Here is a 15,128-nt window from a genome sequence, read left to right as displayed (position 1 = left end):
AAGGATACCCACCGTAAAATCACGCTACCTCTTTTCAGCTGAATGGATAACATGCTGACTTTTGCCCGCCAACAACAGCGACGAAACGTTCGCTGGCTTCTGAGCCTGTCACTGCTGGTGCTACTGGCTACACTTCTGAGCTTATGCGCAGGCGAACAGTGGATTGCCCCCGGTGACTGGTTAAGCGCCCGAGGGGAACTGTTTGTCTGGCAAATTCGCCTTCCCCGCACGCTTGCGGTATTGCTGGTTGGCGCTGCTCTGGCGCTATCTGGCGCCGTGATGCAGGCGCTGTTTGAAAACCCACTTGCTGAACCGGGTCTGCTCGGCGTTTCGAATGGGGCCGGTGTTGGGCTTATTGCCGCCGTCTTACTGGGGCAGGGGCAACTGCCAGGATGGGCGCTGGGACTGTGCGCTATAGCCGGCGCGCTCATTATTACGTTAATCCTGCTGCGTTTTGCGCGCCGCCACCTCTCTACCAGCCGCTTGTTGTTGGCGGGCGTCGCGCTGGGCATTATCTGTAGCGCGCTGATGACGTGGGCTATCTATTTTTCCACCTCTTTCGATCTGCGGCAATTAATGTACTGGATGATGGGAGGATTTGGCGGCGTTGACTGGCAGCAGAGCTGGCTAATGATTGCGCTCATCCCAGTACTGATCTGGATATGTTGCCAGTCGCAACCGCTGAATATGCTGGCGCTAGGGGAAACCTCGGCGCGGCAGCTTGGCCTGCCGCTGTGGTTCTGGCGCAATTTGTTGGTCGTCGCCACTGGCTGGATGGTGGGCGTCAGCGTGGCGATGGCGGGGGCGATTGGTTTTATCGGTCTGGTTATTCCGCACATCCTGCGCTTATGTGGTTTAACCGATCACCGGGTTTTACTTCCCGGCTGCGCGCTGGCCGGGGCTATCGCCCTGCTATTGGCTGATGTGGTCGCCCGACTGGCGCTGGCGTCGGCTGAACTGCCTATCGGGGTGGTCACCGCCACATTGGGGGCGCCAGTGTTTATCTGGCTGCTGCTCAAATCCGCGCGTTAGCGCATCGGTAAACAACTGCTTTCATCATTCGCAGTCTATGATTAAAGGCTAACGATGAAACCCGCTATTCTACCGACATCAGGGAGACACCATGCAAAACTCGCTTCTTAATACTCACGTTACGACGATTGATGGAGAGGTCACTACACTTGAAAAATACGCCGGAAAAGTGCTGCTCATTGTAAACGTCGCCTCCAGATGTGGCCTGACGCCGCAATATGAACAGTTGGAAAATATCCAGAAGGCGTGGGCAGATCAGGGGGTTGTCGTGTTGGGTTTTCCCTGCAACCAGTTTATGGGGCAGGAGCCAGGCAGCGAAGAGGAGATTAAAACCTATTGTGCCAGCACCTGGGGCGTCACGTTCCCGATGTTCAGTAAAATTGATGTGAATGGCGACGCGCGCCATCCGCTGTATCAAAAACTGATAGCCGCTGCGCCAACGGCAGTCGCGCCGGAGAAGAGCGGCTTTTACGAACGGATGGTAAGCAAAGGGCGTACGCCACTCTATCCGGATGATATTCTGTGGAATTTTGAAAAATTTTTGGTAGGCCGGGATGGTCAGGTGGTACAGCGTTTTTCGCCGGATATGACGCCTGAAGATCCTATTGTGATGGAAAGCATAAAAATCGCGTTGGCAAAATAATGTCTCAATTGATGCAATTAAAGGATGTCGCCGAGAGCACCCGCCTGGGGCCGCTTTCCGGCGAAGTAAGCGCAGGAGAGATCCTTCATCTTGTCGGGCCGAACGGTGCCGGGAAAAGCACGCTACTGGCGCGTATGGCGGGGTTAACCTCCGGCGAGGGGAGCATCAGGTTTGGCGGAGCGCCGCTGGAGGCATGGGCGACGGCAACGCTTGCCCAACACCGCGCTTATCTTGCGCAACAGCAAAATCCGCCGTTCGCCATGCCGGTCTGGCATTACCTGACATTGCATCAACCTGATAAAACGCGAACCGGGCAGCTTAACGAGGTGGCCGATATGCTTGGATTGGGCGACAAACTGGGGCGAAGCGTGAATCAGCTTTCCGGTGGCGAGTGGCAGCGTGTTCGCCTTGCTGCCGTTGTACTACAAATTCATCCCGACGCTAATCCGGTCGGTCAATTATTGCTGCTTGATGAGCCGATGAACAGTCTCGATGTTGCGCAACAAAACGCTCTGGATCGGGTATTACATCATTTATGTCAGGCAGGAATTGCGATTGTGATGAGTAGCCACGATCTGAACCACACGCTGCGGCATGCGCATAAAGCCTGGTTACTAAAGCGCGGTAAACTCATTGCCTGCGGCCGCCGGGAAGAGGTGCTCACCCCCTCTTATCTGGCGCAAGCCTACGGTTTGCGCTTTCGACGACTCGACGTCGAGGGGCATCCAATGCTCATTTCGGCCACTTAAGTAAAATCGTTTCTTGAAAAGCAGGTAATTTCGACGCTAAATTAATACCAAAATAAAAACAGAGGATTGTTGCGGCATGCGTTTTTGGCTTCTTGTTATCACAGCATTGTTCCTGGCAGGATGCAGTACTCATCGGGCACCGGCGCCAAATGCCAGATTATCAGACTCCATTACCGTCATTGCGGGTCTGAACGATCAGTTGCAGTCCTGGCGCGGTACGCCATACCGTTACGGCGGCATGAGTCGCAGAGGCGTGGACTGTTCCGGCTTTGTGGTAGTCACTATGCGCGACAAGTTTGATTTGCAGTTGCCTCGTGATACGCGTGAACAATCAAAAATCGGCACCAGAATCGATAAAGATGAATTGCTGCCCGGAGATTTGGTTTTCTTTAAAACCGGTTCGGGCGAAAGTGGTTTACATGTTGGTATTTACGATACAAATAATGAGTTTATTCATGCCTCTACCAGTCGTGGCGTGATGCGTTCATCGCTGGATAATGTGTACTGGCGAAAAAACTTCTGGCAGGCACGGCGAATTTAACCTCGCAGACGATATAAATTTTATAGTCTATTTTTAACATATCGCCGGTTGAACTTATGACATCTGTTGTCATCATATATAATGATATAACCGTAGCATTTACAAACGTACTTTTATTAAAAACGGGCGTGTTCACGCCCTGTGAAAAGTACAACATTGGATATTGGTTTATAATCAGAGTAAGTTAAAAAAAGGAACCGGTTCACCGGTAAACAAGAAAAATGATGACGCTTCAATTAGTATCTGAAGTTACGTCTGTTTCCGTCCGTAGTGACTGGATGGCGAATAGCGCCCTAACCATGGGACTGGCGTAATGATTGCTTCACTTGATGAGCTTTACCATTCCGAACTCTTTTTCCTTCCCGTCATGGATGAAAATGCTCGGCTTGTTGGTTTAGAGATTATTGCAACGTTTGCCGCTGAAGACGGCGCCGTGCGGATGCCGACTGAGTTGGTAGCGCCTCGCCTTTCGGTGGAGGAACAATACTGTCTGTTTGTTGAAAAACTGGCGTTGTTAGAAACCTGTCAGCACTTTTTTATTCAGCATAAACTTATTGCATGGCTTAATTTACCGCCCGCAATTAGTGACTTATTATTAGATAGCGAACTTTTTTCCCGGGCAGCGCGCTTTCCGTTTCTTGAATTAGCTATAAATGAGAATTATCCTGGGTTAAACCAGGGCAAAAACAATGAAACGTTAGCTAATCTGGCAATGCATTTCCCATTAATGCTGGCAAATTTTGGGGCAGGCGAGGCGTCGACTAAAGCTATTTTCGATGGGCTTTTCAAACGAGTCATGTTGGATAAAAATTTTATTCAGCAGCGAGCTGAAATGATCTCATTCGAACCATTCATGCACGCTATTGTTGCCCAGATCTCCTCCAGCTGCGAGTCGCTGATGATTGCCGGTATTGATAATGAGGCGATGTTTTCGCGCGCAGCGCCATTGGGATTTAGCGCATTCCAGGGCGGACTATGGCCTCCGGTGCCGGTAAGCCAGCTCATTAAACTCGTTCAGCGATAACCTTTCTGTTTGCCGGTGTTTAACCGGTGATTAACCGTCTACACTGAAGACAGGAGGCCCTATGACCCTGTCTTTTACTGCCCGTTGGCGCGATGAACTGCCAGCAACGTATACCGCGCTTTTACCCACACCGTTAAAAAATGCGCGACTGATTTGGTATAACGACAAACTGGCGCAGCAGTTAGCCATTCCCGCGTCGTTATTTGACGCTACCAATGGCGCTGGCGTTTGGGGCGGCGAAACCTTATTACCCGGTATGTCGCCTGTCGCGCAGGTATATAGCGGGCATCAGTTCGGCGTCTGGGCGGGACAACTCGGCGACGGACGCGGTATTTTGCTGGGCGAACAGCTCCTGGCGGATGGCTCGACCCTCGACTGGCATCTGAAAGGCGCCGGATTAACACCCTATTCGCGAATGGGGGATGGACGCGCCGTCCTGCGTTCAACCATACGAGAAAGCCTTGCCAGCGAAGCCATGCATTATCTGGGTATTCCCACTACGCGCGCGTTATCTATCGTAACCAGCGATACGCCGGTTCAGCGAGAGACGCAGGAAACGGGCGCGATGTTAATGCGTCTGGCGCAAAGTCATATGCGTTTTGGTCATTTCGAACATTTCTACTACCGCCGTGAACCGGAAAAAGTTCAGCAACTGGCTGATTTCGCTATTCGTCATTATTGGCCGCAATGGCAGGATGTTCCGGAAAAATATGCTTTGTGGTTTGAAGAGGTGGCGGCGCGTACCGGAAGACTCATCGCTGAGTGGCAAACCGTCGGTTTTGCGCACGGCGTTATGAATACGGATAACATGTCGATTCTGGGGCTGACCATCGACTATGGTCCCTTTGGTTTTCTCGACGACTACGATCCCGGCTTCATTGGTAACCATTCCGATCATCAGGGACGTTACCGCTTCGATAATCAACCGTCGGTGGCGCTGTGGAATTTACAACGTCTGGCGCAGACGTTAACCCCTTTTATTGAGATCGACGCGTTAAACAGAGCGCTGGATCGTTACCAGGACGCGTTGTTAACGCACTATGGGCAGCGAATGCGCCAGAAGCTGGGCTTCTTTACCGAGCAAAAAGACGATAACGTTTTACTGAATGAATTGTTTAGTCTGATGGCGCGCGAAGGGAGTGATTATACCCGTACATTTCGGATGTTAAGCCATACGGAGCAACAGAGCGCCTCCTCGCCGTTGCGGGATACGTTTATCGATCGCGCGGCGTTCGATGCCTGGTTCGACCGCTACCGGGCGCGATTGCGCACAGAGGCGGTGGATGACGCGCTGCGCCAACAGCAGATGCAACGCGTGAATCCTGCGGTTGTGTTGCGCAACTGGCTGGCGCAACGCGCGATAGATGCGGCTGAACAAGGAGACATGGCGGAACTGCATCGGTTGCATGAAGTTTTACGTCAACCTTTTACCGATCGAGATGATGACTATGCCAGCCGACCGCCGGAGTGGGGAAAGCGGCTGGAGGTCAGTTGTTCAAGTTAGCCAGATGCCAGCAGAATCGTCTGCTGGCGGGAGCGCTATTTGGTTAACAGTAGCTTACCGGCCTGAGTTTTACGCAACAGATACTCCTGACCGTTGTGATCGATAATGACTTTGCCGTCCGGACCTAATAGCGCCTGACTGTTGACGCGCCGTTCAGCGGCAGGGAGAAGCGTTTCATTGTCTATTTCCTTAGGGTGAGGCAGCTCGGTGTTATCCATACGCGACATGTTATTTATTAATAATCAAACTCACAATGATTATTATTATCAATAATTAATGCGATAACAGCAAGTGCTAATTCTGTGGAGTGATATACGCGCGCGTAGAGAAAAGGGTGGGTAACGCATCGAAGAAACGCCCATCCCGGCAGGATGGGCGAGCTATTAAAAGCGGCTGTCTACCGCCGCGGCAAGTTTTTCCAACAAAACTTCCGTATCTTCCCAGTTCAGGCAAGGATCGGTAATGGACTGACCATAGATTAATGGTTGACCGCTGATAATTTTTTGCGTGCCTTCCCGTAAAAAACTCTCTGCCATAATCCCGGCAATTGCCGTGGAGCCATTACGAATCTGCTGGCAAATATCATCACATACCTCTAACTGGCGGCGATGCTGTTTTTGACAGTTGCCGTGGCTGAAGTCGACGACCAGATGTTCCGGCAGATCAAATTCATGCAACGTGTCGCAGGCGGCGGCAATATCTTCAGCGTGGTAGTTCGGTTTTTTACCGCCGCGCATGATGATGTGCCCATACGGGTTGCCACTCGTCTGGTAGATAGTCATCTGTCCGTCTTTATCCGGCGAGAGAAACATATGACTGGCGCGGGAGGCGCGAATAGCATCAACGGCAATGCGGGTATTGCCATCCGTACCATTTTTAAAGCCGACCGGACAAGAGAGCGCAGAAGCCATTTCCCGATGGATTTGGCTTTCGGTGGTACGCGCGCCAATCGCTCCCCAACTGATCAGATCGGCAATAAACTGGCCGGTGACCATATCAAGAAATTCTGTGGCGGTCGGTACTCCCAGTTCGTTCACCTGCAATAGCAAGCGACGCGCCAGTTCAAGCCCATAATTGACGCGGTAACTGCCATTCAAGTCGGGATCGGAAATCAGGCCTTTCCATCCCACGACGGTGCGCGGTTTTTCAAAATAGGTGCGCATGACGATCTCCAGACGCGCCTGATGCTTTTGGCGTTGTGCCTGGAGCTGCGTCGCGTATTCCATGGCAGCATTCAGATCGTGAATCGAACAGGGGCCAATGACGACCAGTAGCCGTGGATCTTCACCATTTAAAATCTTTTCTATCCGGCGTCGGGAGTCGGTAACGTGACTGGCGACGGAGGACGATACAGGATACCGCTGCGCGAGTTCGGTCGGTGTTACCAGGCTGTCGATACGCGCAGTACGGAGTTCGTCGGTTCTGTTCATTACAAGTCTCAGAAATTTGTTGCTTCAACGGCAGGACTACCGGGAAGTGATGGGCATCACGATAAACCAATCCCTGCTGATTTCAAGTGCGAGGCGTGTCACACCTCGCAGGCAGAACGGCATGATAACAAAAACCAATCCATTAAACTAGTTTGCTAGTACATCCTGCGGTTAAGCCCCATAATATCGAGAATCTTGGTGGCTATCTCTTCAACGGAATAATTAGTGCTGTTCAGGCAGGGGATCTGATTCTTACGATACAGCGCTTCGACCTCCGCCACTTCCATGCGGCACTGACGCAACGAGGCATAGCGACTGTTTTCACGGCGTTCTTCGCGAATTGCCGCCAGGCGTTCAGGGTCAATTGTCAGGCCGAACAGTTTATGTTGTAGCGGTTTTAACGATGTGGGCAGCGTCAAATTATCCATATCATCGGCGATGAAAGGGTAGTTAGCCGCACGAATACCGAATTGCATCGCCAGATAGAGGCTGGTGGGCGTTTTTCCACAGCGCGAAACGCCAAGTAAAATGACCTGAGCCTGATCGAGGTTGCGCAATGAAATGCCATCATCATGCGCCAGGGTATAATCGATAGCGGCAATACGGGCGTCATACTTGTTCAGGTTACCCGGATTAAGCCCATGAGTACGATGAGCGATCGGCGTCGGATCCAGTTTCATCTCCTGCTGAAGCGGCGCCACCAGCGCCTGGACGATATCCTGGCAGAAACCTTCGCTCTGTAAGATGATGGCGCGAATTTCAGGTAAAACAATCGAGTAAAACACCAGCGGGCGAACGCCGGTTTGCTGATAAATGGCGTCAATTTGGTCTTTGACGGCGCGGGCGCGACTTTCGTTTTCCACGAATGGCAGCGTGATGCTGCTGATCGTCACCGGAAACTGTGACATAACCGCGTGACCCAGGACCTCGGCGGTGATGGCGGTACCATCAGAAATATAGAAAACATGGCGATCAACAACATTATCCATTCTGTTCATCCTGAAGAGTAAACATAATTATCTGAAAGCATAAATTAAAAGTAACGGGAAACGTATAACTTGTCGCTTATTTTATAAAATGACAGGCACTTTTTATAATTAATGAAAAGTGTGTTTCATTTCCTGGAAACGCAGTTTATACCGTGGGTGATTAAGGGAATGCCGTGCTATGCGCGGGTTTGCGCAACTACGTAAACAATCTGAAAAAATGAAAAAATAAATTTGCTTGAACGATTCACCGTTTTTTTCGCGGGTTTAAGTATGCCAGGATAAATACGCAACTATGTGTTTCTTAAACTCGTTCATTTATCACAAAAGGATTGTTCGATGTCCAACAATGGCTCGTCACCGCTGGTGCTTTGGTATAACCAACTCGGCATGAATGATGTAGACAGAGTTGGGGGCAAAAATGCCTCCCTGGGTGAAATGATTACTAACCTTTCCGGCATGGGCGTATCCGTTCCGAATGGTTTTGCAACCACTGCCGATGCGTTTAACCAGTTTTTGGATCAAAGCGGCGTAAACCAGCGCATTTATGAGCTGCTGGATAAGACAGATATTGATGATGTCTCCCAGCTGGCGAAAGCGGGCGCGCAGATCCGCCAGTGGATTATCGACACTCCTTTCCAGCCGGAGCTGGAAAACGCCATCCGCGATGCCTATGCGCAGCTTTCGTCGGATGATGAAAATGCCTCTTTTGCCGTGCGTTCCTCCGCCACGGCGGAAGATATGCCAGATGCTTCGTTTGCGGGCCAACAGGAAACGTTTCTTAACGTTCAGGGCTTCGACGCGGTGCTGGTGGCAGTGAAACACGTATTTGCTTCTCTGTTTAACGATCGCGCCATCTCTTATCGCGTTCACCAGGGATATGATCATCGCGGCGTAGCGCTTTCCGCTGGCGTGCAGCGGATGGTTCGCTCCGATCTCGCCTCGTCAGGGGTGATGTTCTCTATCGATACCGAATCCGGCTTTGACCAGGTGGTCTTTATCACCTCGGCATGGGGACTGGGTGAAATGGTGGTGCAGGGCGCGGTTAACCCGGATGAATTTTATGTCCATAAGCCAACCCTGGCGGCAGGCCGTCCGGCCATCGTACGCCGCACCATGGGGTCGAAAAAAATCCGCATGGTTTACGCCGCCACCCAGGAGCACGGCAAGCAAGTGAAGATTGAAGATGTGCCGCAGGAACAGCGCGACATTTTCTCGCTCACCAACGAAGAAGTGCAGGAACTGGCGAAACAAGCGGTGCAGATTGAGCAGCACTATGGTCGTCCGATGGATATCGAATGGGCGAAAGACGGTCATACCGGTAAGCTCTTTATTGTGCAGGCACGTCCGGAAACCGTGCGCTCCCGTGGCCAGGTGATGGAGCGTTATACGCTACATGCGCAGGGGAAAATCATTGCCGAAGGTCGCGCCATTGGTCATCGTATCGGCGCGGGTACGGTGAAAGTTATTCACGATATCGGCGAAATGAACCGTATTGAGCCTGGCGATGTGCTTGTCACCGATATGACCGACCCGGACTGGGAACCGATCATGAAAAAAGCGGCGGCGATTGTCACTAACCGTGGCGGGCGCACCTGTCACGCGGCGATTATCGCCCGCGAATTGGGCATTCCGGCGGTAGTCGGCTGCGGCGACGCCACCGAACGCATGAAAGATGGCGAAAAAGTAACCGTCTCCTGCGCAGAAGGTGATACCGGTTATGTTTATGCCGACATGCTGGATTTCAGCGTAAAAAGCTCCAGCGTAGACACCATGCCAGAGCTACCGCTGAAGGTCATGATGAATGTCGGCAACCCGGACAGGGCATTTGACTTTGCCTGCCTGCCGAATGAAGGCGTAGGTCTGGCGCGACTGGAATTCATCATTAACCGTATGATTGGCGTTCACCCACGCGCGCTGCTGGAGTTTGACGACCAGGATGCCGCGCTGCAAAACGACATTCGTGAGATGATGAAAGGGTTTGACTCGCCGCGTGAATTTTACGTTGGTCGACTGACGGAAGGGATCGCGACGTTAGGCGCCGCCTTCTACCCGAAACGCGTCATCGTTCGCCTGTCTGACTTTAAGTCCAACGAATACGCCAACCTGGTCGGCGGCGAACGCTATGAGCCGCATGAAGAAAACCCGATGCTGGGCTTCCGCGGCGCGGGCCGTTACGTCGCAGAAAGTTTCCGCGATTGTTTTGCGCTGGAATGCGAAGCGGTGAAACGCGTGCGCAACGATATGGGCCTTACCAACGTCGAAATCATGATCCCGTTCGTGCGGACGGTCGACCAGGCGAAAGCGGTCATCGAAGAGCTGGCGCGCCAGGGGCTTAAACGCGGCGAGAACGGGCTGAAGATCATCATGATGTGCGAGATCCCGTCCAATGCCTTGCTGGCTGAACAGTTCCTCGAGTATTTTGATGGCTTCTCGATTGGTTCTAACGACATGACGCAGCTGGCGCTGGGGCTGGATCGCGATTCCGGCGTGGTGTCTGAACTGTTTGACGAGCGTAACGACGCGGTGAAAGCGCTGCTGTCGATGGCGATCCGCGCGGCGAAAAAACAGGGCAAATATGTTGGAATTTGTGGTCAGGGTCCGTCCGACCATGAAGACTTTGCCGCCTGGCTGATGGAAGAGGGGATCGACAGCCTGTCGCTGAACCCGGACACCGTGGTTCAGACCTGGCTGAGTCTGGCGGAACTGAAGAAGTAGTGTAATACCGGATGGCGGCGTTAACGTCGCCATCCGGCAATTTATACCGCAGTGTGCTCCTGGCGCAGCCGCTCAATAATATCCTGCCGCAACAGAAACTTCTGCACTTTGCCAGAGGCGGTTCTGGGCAGTTTTTCTACGATGACGATCCGTTCCGGATATTTATACTTCGCTACCCGTTTTCGACTGAAAAAAGCGATCACCTCTTCCAGCGTCAGCGAAAGGTGCGGCGGTTTTAAGACTACATACGCGCATGAACGTTCGCCTAAGCGTTCATCAGGCATAGCAACGACGCAAGCATCGTGTATGCGGGGGTGTTGCAATAAAATATCCTCCACCTCGCGACTGCTGATATTTTCACCTCCACGTATAATAATATCCTTTTTGCGCCCGGTAATTTTGATATAACCGTCTTCATCCATGCGGCAGAGGTCGCCGCTGTAATACCAGCCCTCATTATCCAGTGCGCGGGCGGTAAGTTCCGGCTCGTCCAGGTATCCCATAAAAACGTTCGGCCCGCGCGAGGCTTCTTCGCCTTCGTGGCCTGCTGGAAGCGTATTGCGATCTTCATCCACGATTTTAATTTCTACACCGGTGGCGGCATAACCATCGGTGTTCATCATGCGTGAAGTCGAATCACCCAGATTAACCATAGAGTGTGGAGAACTTTCTGTAGAACCGTAAATACTCAATAATTTGATACCGCGCTGCTGGCAGTCGCGGGCAACCTTTTTGGGAATAGTCGTGCCGCCGCATAAGAAGAATCGCAGTGAGGAGAGGTCGGCAGGCTGTTGCTCAACGGCACAAAGCAGATCGTAAATAAACGGCGTCGCGCCTGACATACAGGTACAGCGTTGCTGCGCTAATAAGGTAAGGCAGGCTTCTGGGGTAAAGATGTCCAGCAATACGCTACGCGCCCCGATTAAAAAGGGCGCGGTGACGCCGTGTAAAAATCCGGTGGCGTGGCCCAGTGGCGCAGGCATCAGGAACACATCTTGCCAGGTTAAATTCAACCGCGCGCAATACGCCCGTTCGCTGGCAAGAATATTATTGTGGGTCAACATCACCCCTTTCGGCATTCCTTCTGTGCCGGAGGTAAACAGCACTGCCGCCAGCTCATCACCGTGAATGTTAATGTCTGACTGCAACGGTTCGCTGCGGTCGATGATTTGACTAAGCGCAAGCGCTGTGGTGGCAGGCGCCAGTTTATCCACGCCGACAATATGCGTCAGATGGCGCAGTTGATTTTGTAGCGGAAGGATAAGATCGACCGGACGATTCTGTTTGAATACGGTGGGGGCGAAGAATATTTTAGCCTGACATTTGTTCAGCACCCAAACCAGCTCTGCTTCTCGCCAGGCGGGAAGTAGCGGGACAGATACCGCGCCCGTTTTCAGGCAGGCCAGATAAATGAGGGTAAACTCACACCAGCCCGGAAGCTGAAAGGCCACGCGATCGCCCGGTTGAATCCCCTGAGACAGTAACCAGTTTGCCAGGCGGCTTGCCGCGCAGTCGAGTGCGGCGTAGGTCCAGGACGCGCCATGATTATCGACCACGGCGATTTTATCGGGTACGGCGCGTGCGGTTTGCCGCCAGTAGTCGCCCAGTGAAGCATCGCCCCAGTAGCCGGACTCGCGATAGGTTTTCCGCCTTGCGGCGTCAAACGTTAATGTAACACTCATTGACTTGTTCTCTATTAATACAAATGACGTAATCTCCGGGGGCAAGCCGAATAAGAGCCTATCCCATTAGGGCTATTTTACTTGCCATTTTAGACCTGGGCAGTGCTCAAAATCCTCACGTACTACGTGTACGCTCCGGTTTTTGCGCGCTGTCCGTGTCCAAACTGGCTGCGCCAATAACGCCTACTGGGATAGGCTCTAAGACGCCGTAGCGTCGTTATCCGGTGTTTCAGAGCGTCAGCCGTAGCGAAACTCAACGCCGAACGTTCCCGCCGGGTATTCCCATTTTTCGAGAAGAGTATTGCCGCAGAGAACCCTGCAGGTCCCGCATTCCAGGCAGCCCGCGGAGTCAAAATGAATATTTCCCGCATCGTCCAGCTTATAGAGTCCGGCAGGGCAGGCTTTTATTAATTTATTAAACTCCTGCATGTCAGGCGAGGAGCGCAAAATGATATGTGGGTGTCCTTCATCTACGTAAAATTTATTTACGCCCAATTTGACGTCAACATTCACCTTATTGTCCGAACTCATAATGCCGTAGCCCCTTTTATGCCGTCTTTTAATAGATTCACCAGTCCAATTTTTTTCGCATGTGACAGGATAGTTTTACGCAACGGTGGGACTGGACCGCCATCAACGGTGAACAGATCGCCCACAATGTTTGCCGCCATACGCGGGTACTCGGTAAAAAGCCGTGGGTTTTCCATTAATCCGGGGAGTTTGCGGAAATGCCGCATATCGCGTAACACGCCGTTTTTCTCCAGCGCGCGTTTGTAACCGGCAAGACTCGCGGCGGAAAAATCTTGCCGCGCTTTAGCGTCAATGGCGGTTTGAGCGGCCGCTTGCGCGGACGCGATGGCTAAATCCATGCCGCGGACGGTATAGCCGAGATTCAGACAAAGACCGGCGGCGTCGCCGACAATCATCACACCGTCATTTGCCAGCTCCGGCATCATTGCTATGCCGCCTTCGGGCACCATATGAGCGGAGTATTCAAGCAGCGTTCCCCCCTGAATCAAAGGGCGTATCGCCGGATGCTGTTTAAAATCTTCCAGCATTTGCGGTACGCTTTTGGTCGCGTGAGCAATGTCGCCCAGGCCACATACCAGCCCCAGAGAAACCGAATCGCGGTTGGTATAAAGAAACCCGCCGCCCATGAGCCCGTTGGAGGGCGCGCCAGCGAATAACCAGGCGGCGCCTTCATGGGACGCCAGATTAAAGCGCTCTTCAATAAGTGCCGGAGAGAGCCCAATCAACTCTTTTACGCCGACGGCATAGTGATGCGCAGACGAGGCAGGCACCATGTCCAGTGAACGGCCCAGCATGGAATTCACGCCGTCCGCGAGAATCACAATATTCGCATCAAGAATATCATCCCCGGCCTGAACGCCAGTGACGCGATTGCCTTCACGTACCAGAGCGTCGACCCGTACACCTGGGATAAACTGCGCGCCAGCCTGCTCCGCCTGCGCCATTAACCACGGGTCCAGTTTGTTGCGCAGTACGGTATATGACGTAAGGGGCGGAGTAGGGGGCGCGCGGTGAAAATCAAGTGTGACGGCGCTTTCTTCGGTTAAAAAGGAGATTTTTTCACGGGTAACGACGCGTTCGATGGGGGCGGACGTTGCGAATCCCGGCATAATACTTTCGATACTGTGAGCGTAGAGCCGGCCACCGGTCATATTTTTGCTGCCCGCGCTGTTTCCGCGTTCAATAACCAGTACATCCAGTCCCGCTTTTGCCATCACATACGCGGCGACCGCTCCTGCTACGCCTGCGCCCACCACAATAGCGTCAAATTTATCATCCGACATGCTTTATGCTCCTTTCCCGCCGTATCGACGACGGGAGATGTGCGTTGAAAAAGGAATTAGCGGCTTAACTGGTCGATGAGGGCAGGAACAACCTTATAGATATCGCCCACCAGACCATAATCGGCATAATTGAAAATGGGCGCGTTTTTATCTTTGTTAATTGCGACAATAATTTTTGCGCCGTTTCCACCCACCATATGTTGAATTTGGCCGGAAATGCCCAGCGTCAGATAGAGATCGGATTTCAACAGAACTCCGGATACGCCAATATAACGCTCGCGTTCCATCCAGTTTTCACCTTCCGCAATGGGGCGGGAACAGCCCACTTCTGCGCCGAGGACGGTCGCCAGTTTATGCACCATATCCAGATCGCTTTGCGCCGCCAGGCCTCGTCCTACGCCGATGACCCGTTTGGCTTTGCTCAAATCGACGCTGCTTAGCGATTTCGCGCGCCGCTGCTGGCACAATACCTCGTGGCGTGGGGCAATATATGCCAGCGTGGTCTGCGGGCAAGTATGACCGGGGAGAGGGGCGGCGGGTTCCAGCACGCCGGGTGCCAGCGTAATAATCGCCTGCGGACTGTTTAATTTCTCTTTGCCGAAAGCAAGTCCGCCGTACATGCGATGCTCTGCGTGTAGCGTCCCGTCGAGGAGGTCAATAGACGTCGCGTCGTTCACCATCATGGCGTCAAGCTGGATGCTCAGCCGGGCGCCAAGCGCTTTACAGCGCTTGGTCGCCGCCATGAGCAGCAGCCCATTTTGGTCGCCTAATAATGAGGCCAGCGTTTCGGCATAGTTTTCCACGCGCTGCAAATCCGTATGCGATTCAAGAACGACTATCTCATCAGCGCCAAGCGCTTTCACGTAGTCGATCTCCGTGTTTCCTTGCACGATGGCGTAAACTTTTTCTCCCCACTGCCGCGCGCCGGTCATTAATTCGGCATAACGCTCTACGTTATCGCTAAATACCCATACGTTAGCTAAATGATTCATGATAATTTTTCTC

General features: G+C 52.6%; 14 protein-coding genes. 7 read left to right on the top strand and 7 right to left on the bottom strand.

Going from position 1 to position 15,128, the window contains the following annotated elements; translation table 11 throughout:
* Nucleotides 1-51 precede the first annotated feature (51 nt).
* The 6 genes from btuC (at nt 52) to selO (ending at nt 5,493) form a co-directional block, all read left to right on the top strand.
* Complete coding sequence (gene btuC / locus J4617_RS04650; RefSeq protein WP_000954984.1) at nt 52-1,032, top strand: vitamin B12 ABC transporter permease BtuC; 981 nt, start codon at nt 52-54, stop codon at nt 1,030-1,032.
* 91 nt (nt 1,033-1,123) lie between these two features.
* Complete coding sequence (locus J4617_RS04645; protein WP_050190878.1) at nt 1,124-1,675, top strand: glutathione peroxidase; 552 nt, start codon at nt 1,124-1,126, stop codon at nt 1,673-1,675.
* Nucleotides 1,675-2,424, top strand: coding sequence for a vitamin B12 ABC transporter ATP-binding protein BtuD (gene btuD / locus J4617_RS04640; RefSeq protein ID WP_000080607.1), 750 nt, complete (start codon nt 1,675-1,677; stop codon nt 2,422-2,424). Before J4617_RS04645 ends, btuD begins: the two co-directional genes overlap by 1 nt.
* Before the next feature lie 76 nt (nt 2,425-2,500).
* Nucleotides 2,501-2,965 (top strand): NlpC/P60 family protein, encoded by a 465-nt coding sequence (locus tag J4617_RS04635; protein ID WP_001213256.1) that lies wholly within the window; start codon nt 2,501-2,503, stop codon nt 2,963-2,965.
* Nucleotides 2,966-3,278: 313 nt separating this feature from the next.
* A complete protein-coding gene (gene ydiV, locus J4617_RS04630; protein ID WP_000561992.1) occupies nt 3,279-3,989 on the top strand; it encodes an anti-FlhDC factor YdiV in 711 nt (236 codons plus the stop codon).
* Nucleotides 3,990-4,050: 61 nt separating this feature from the next.
* Complete coding sequence (gene selO, locus J4617_RS04625) at nt 4,051-5,493, top strand: protein adenylyltransferase SelO (RefSeq protein ID WP_017465445.1); 1,443 nt, start codon at nt 4,051-4,053, stop codon at nt 5,491-5,493.
* A 35-nt stretch (nt 5,494-5,528) separates the two neighbouring features.
* Here the strand turns inward: selO and hemP are convergent, their stop codons facing one another.
* The 3 genes from hemP to ppsR all read right to left on the bottom strand — a co-directional run bounded on the left by hemP (nt 5,529) and on the right by ppsR (nt 7,912).
* A complete protein-coding gene (gene hemP / locus J4617_RS04620; protein WP_000089115.1) occupies nt 5,529-5,720 on the bottom strand; it encodes a hemin uptake protein HemP in 192 nt (63 codons plus the stop codon).
* A gap of 156 nt (nt 5,721-5,876) precedes the next feature.
* Nucleotides 5,877-6,923, bottom strand: a complete 1,047-nt coding sequence (gene aroH, locus J4617_RS04615; RefSeq protein WP_001082196.1) for a 3-deoxy-7-phosphoheptulonate synthase AroH — start codon at nt 6,921-6,923, stop codon at nt 5,877-5,879.
* Nucleotides 6,924-7,078: 155 nt separating this feature from the next.
* Nucleotides 7,079-7,912, bottom strand: a complete 834-nt coding sequence (gene ppsR / locus J4617_RS04610; protein WP_000370992.1) for a posphoenolpyruvate synthetase regulatory kinase/phosphorylase PpsR — start codon at nt 7,910-7,912, stop codon at nt 7,079-7,081.
* 336 nt (nt 7,913-8,248) lie between these two features.
* Here ppsR and ppsA point away from each other — a divergent pair, with 336 nt between their 5' ends.
* On the top strand, nt 8,249-10,627 hold the full coding sequence (ppsA, locus tag J4617_RS04605) for a phosphoenolpyruvate synthase (protein ID WP_000069340.1): 2,379 nt from the start codon (nt 8,249-8,251) through the stop codon (nt 10,625-10,627).
* 41 nt (nt 10,628-10,668) lie between these two features.
* Here ppsA and fadK read toward each other — a convergent pair whose 3' ends face one another.
* From fadK to J4617_RS04585, 4 genes are all read right to left on the bottom strand, one after another.
* On the bottom strand, nt 10,669-12,309 hold the full coding sequence (gene fadK, locus J4617_RS04600) for a medium-chain fatty-acid--CoA ligase (RefSeq protein ID WP_000117492.1): 1,641 nt from the start codon (nt 12,307-12,309) through the stop codon (nt 10,669-10,671).
* A gap of 237 nt (nt 12,310-12,546) precedes the next feature.
* Nucleotides 12,547-12,840 carry a ferredoxin family protein gene (locus tag J4617_RS04595; RefSeq protein WP_000093362.1) on the bottom strand — a complete coding sequence of 98 codons (294 nt, stop codon included), beginning with the start codon at nt 12,838-12,840 and terminating at the stop codon, nt 12,547-12,549.
* Entirely contained in the window at nt 12,837-14,123 is a 1,287-nt protein-coding gene (locus tag J4617_RS04590; RefSeq protein WP_017465446.1) for an FAD-dependent oxidoreductase, read from the bottom strand. The genes J4617_RS04595 and J4617_RS04590 overlap by 4 nt, the downstream gene beginning before the upstream one ends.
* Nucleotides 14,124-14,179: 56 nt before the next feature.
* Nucleotides 14,180-15,115 carry an electron transfer flavoprotein subunit alpha gene (locus J4617_RS04585; RefSeq protein WP_001015885.1) on the bottom strand — a complete coding sequence of 312 codons (936 nt, stop codon included), beginning with the start codon at nt 15,113-15,115 and terminating at the stop codon, nt 14,180-14,182.
* Nucleotides 15,116-15,128: the final 13 nt, after the last annotated feature.

The organism is Salmonella sp. 32010601201800023SM (genome assembly GCF_017572235.1).
Classification (GTDB): Bacteria; Pseudomonadota; Gammaproteobacteria; order Enterobacterales; family Enterobacteriaceae; genus Salmonella; species Salmonella enterica.
Note: the sequence above shows the minus strand (reverse complement) of the source record. Positions and strands in the feature narration are given on the sequence as shown.

Bases quoted from the DNA above. Each gene is read 5' to 3' on its own strand.
- fadK (WP_000117492.1), bottom strand. From the start codon at position 12,309: ATGAGTGTTACATTAACGTTTGACGCCGCAAGGCGGAAAACCTATCGC.
- J4617_RS04635 (WP_001213256.1), top strand. From the start codon at position 2,501: ATGCGTTTTTGGCTTCTTGTTATCACAGCATTGTTCCTGGCAGGATGC.
- ppsR (WP_000370992.1), bottom strand. From the start codon at position 7,912: ATGGATAATGTTGTTGATCGCCATGTTTTCTATATTTCTGATGGTACC.
- hemP (WP_000089115.1), bottom strand. From the start codon at position 5,720: ATGTCGCGTATGGATAACACCGAGCTGCCTCACCCTAAGGAAATAGAC.
- aroH (WP_001082196.1), bottom strand. From the start codon at position 6,923: ATGAACAGAACCGACGAACTCCGTACTGCGCGTATCGACAGCCTGGTA.
- J4617_RS04595 (WP_000093362.1), bottom strand. From the start codon at position 12,840: ATGAGTTCGGACAATAAGGTGAATGTTGACGTCAAATTGGGCGTAAAT.
- selO (WP_017465445.1), top strand. From the start codon at position 4,051: ATGACCCTGTCTTTTACTGCCCGTTGGCGCGATGAACTGCCAGCAACG.
- J4617_RS04590 (WP_017465446.1), bottom strand. From the start codon at position 14,123: ATGTCGGATGATAAATTTGACGCTATTGTGGTGGGCGCAGGCGTAGCA.
- btuD (WP_000080607.1), top strand. From the start codon at position 1,675: ATGTCTCAATTGATGCAATTAAAGGATGTCGCCGAGAGCACCCGCCTG.
- ppsA (WP_000069340.1), top strand. From the start codon at position 8,249: ATGTCCAACAATGGCTCGTCACCGCTGGTGCTTTGGTATAACCAACTC.
- btuC (WP_000954984.1), top strand. From the start codon at position 52: ATGCTGACTTTTGCCCGCCAACAACAGCGACGAAACGTTCGCTGGCTT.
- J4617_RS04585 (WP_001015885.1), bottom strand. From the start codon at position 15,115: ATGAATCATTTAGCTAACGTATGGGTATTTAGCGATAACGTAGAGCGT.
- J4617_RS04645 (WP_050190878.1), top strand. From the start codon at position 1,124: ATGCAAAACTCGCTTCTTAATACTCACGTTACGACGATTGATGGAGAG.
- ydiV (WP_000561992.1), top strand. From the start codon at position 3,279: ATGATTGCTTCACTTGATGAGCTTTACCATTCCGAACTCTTTTTCCTT.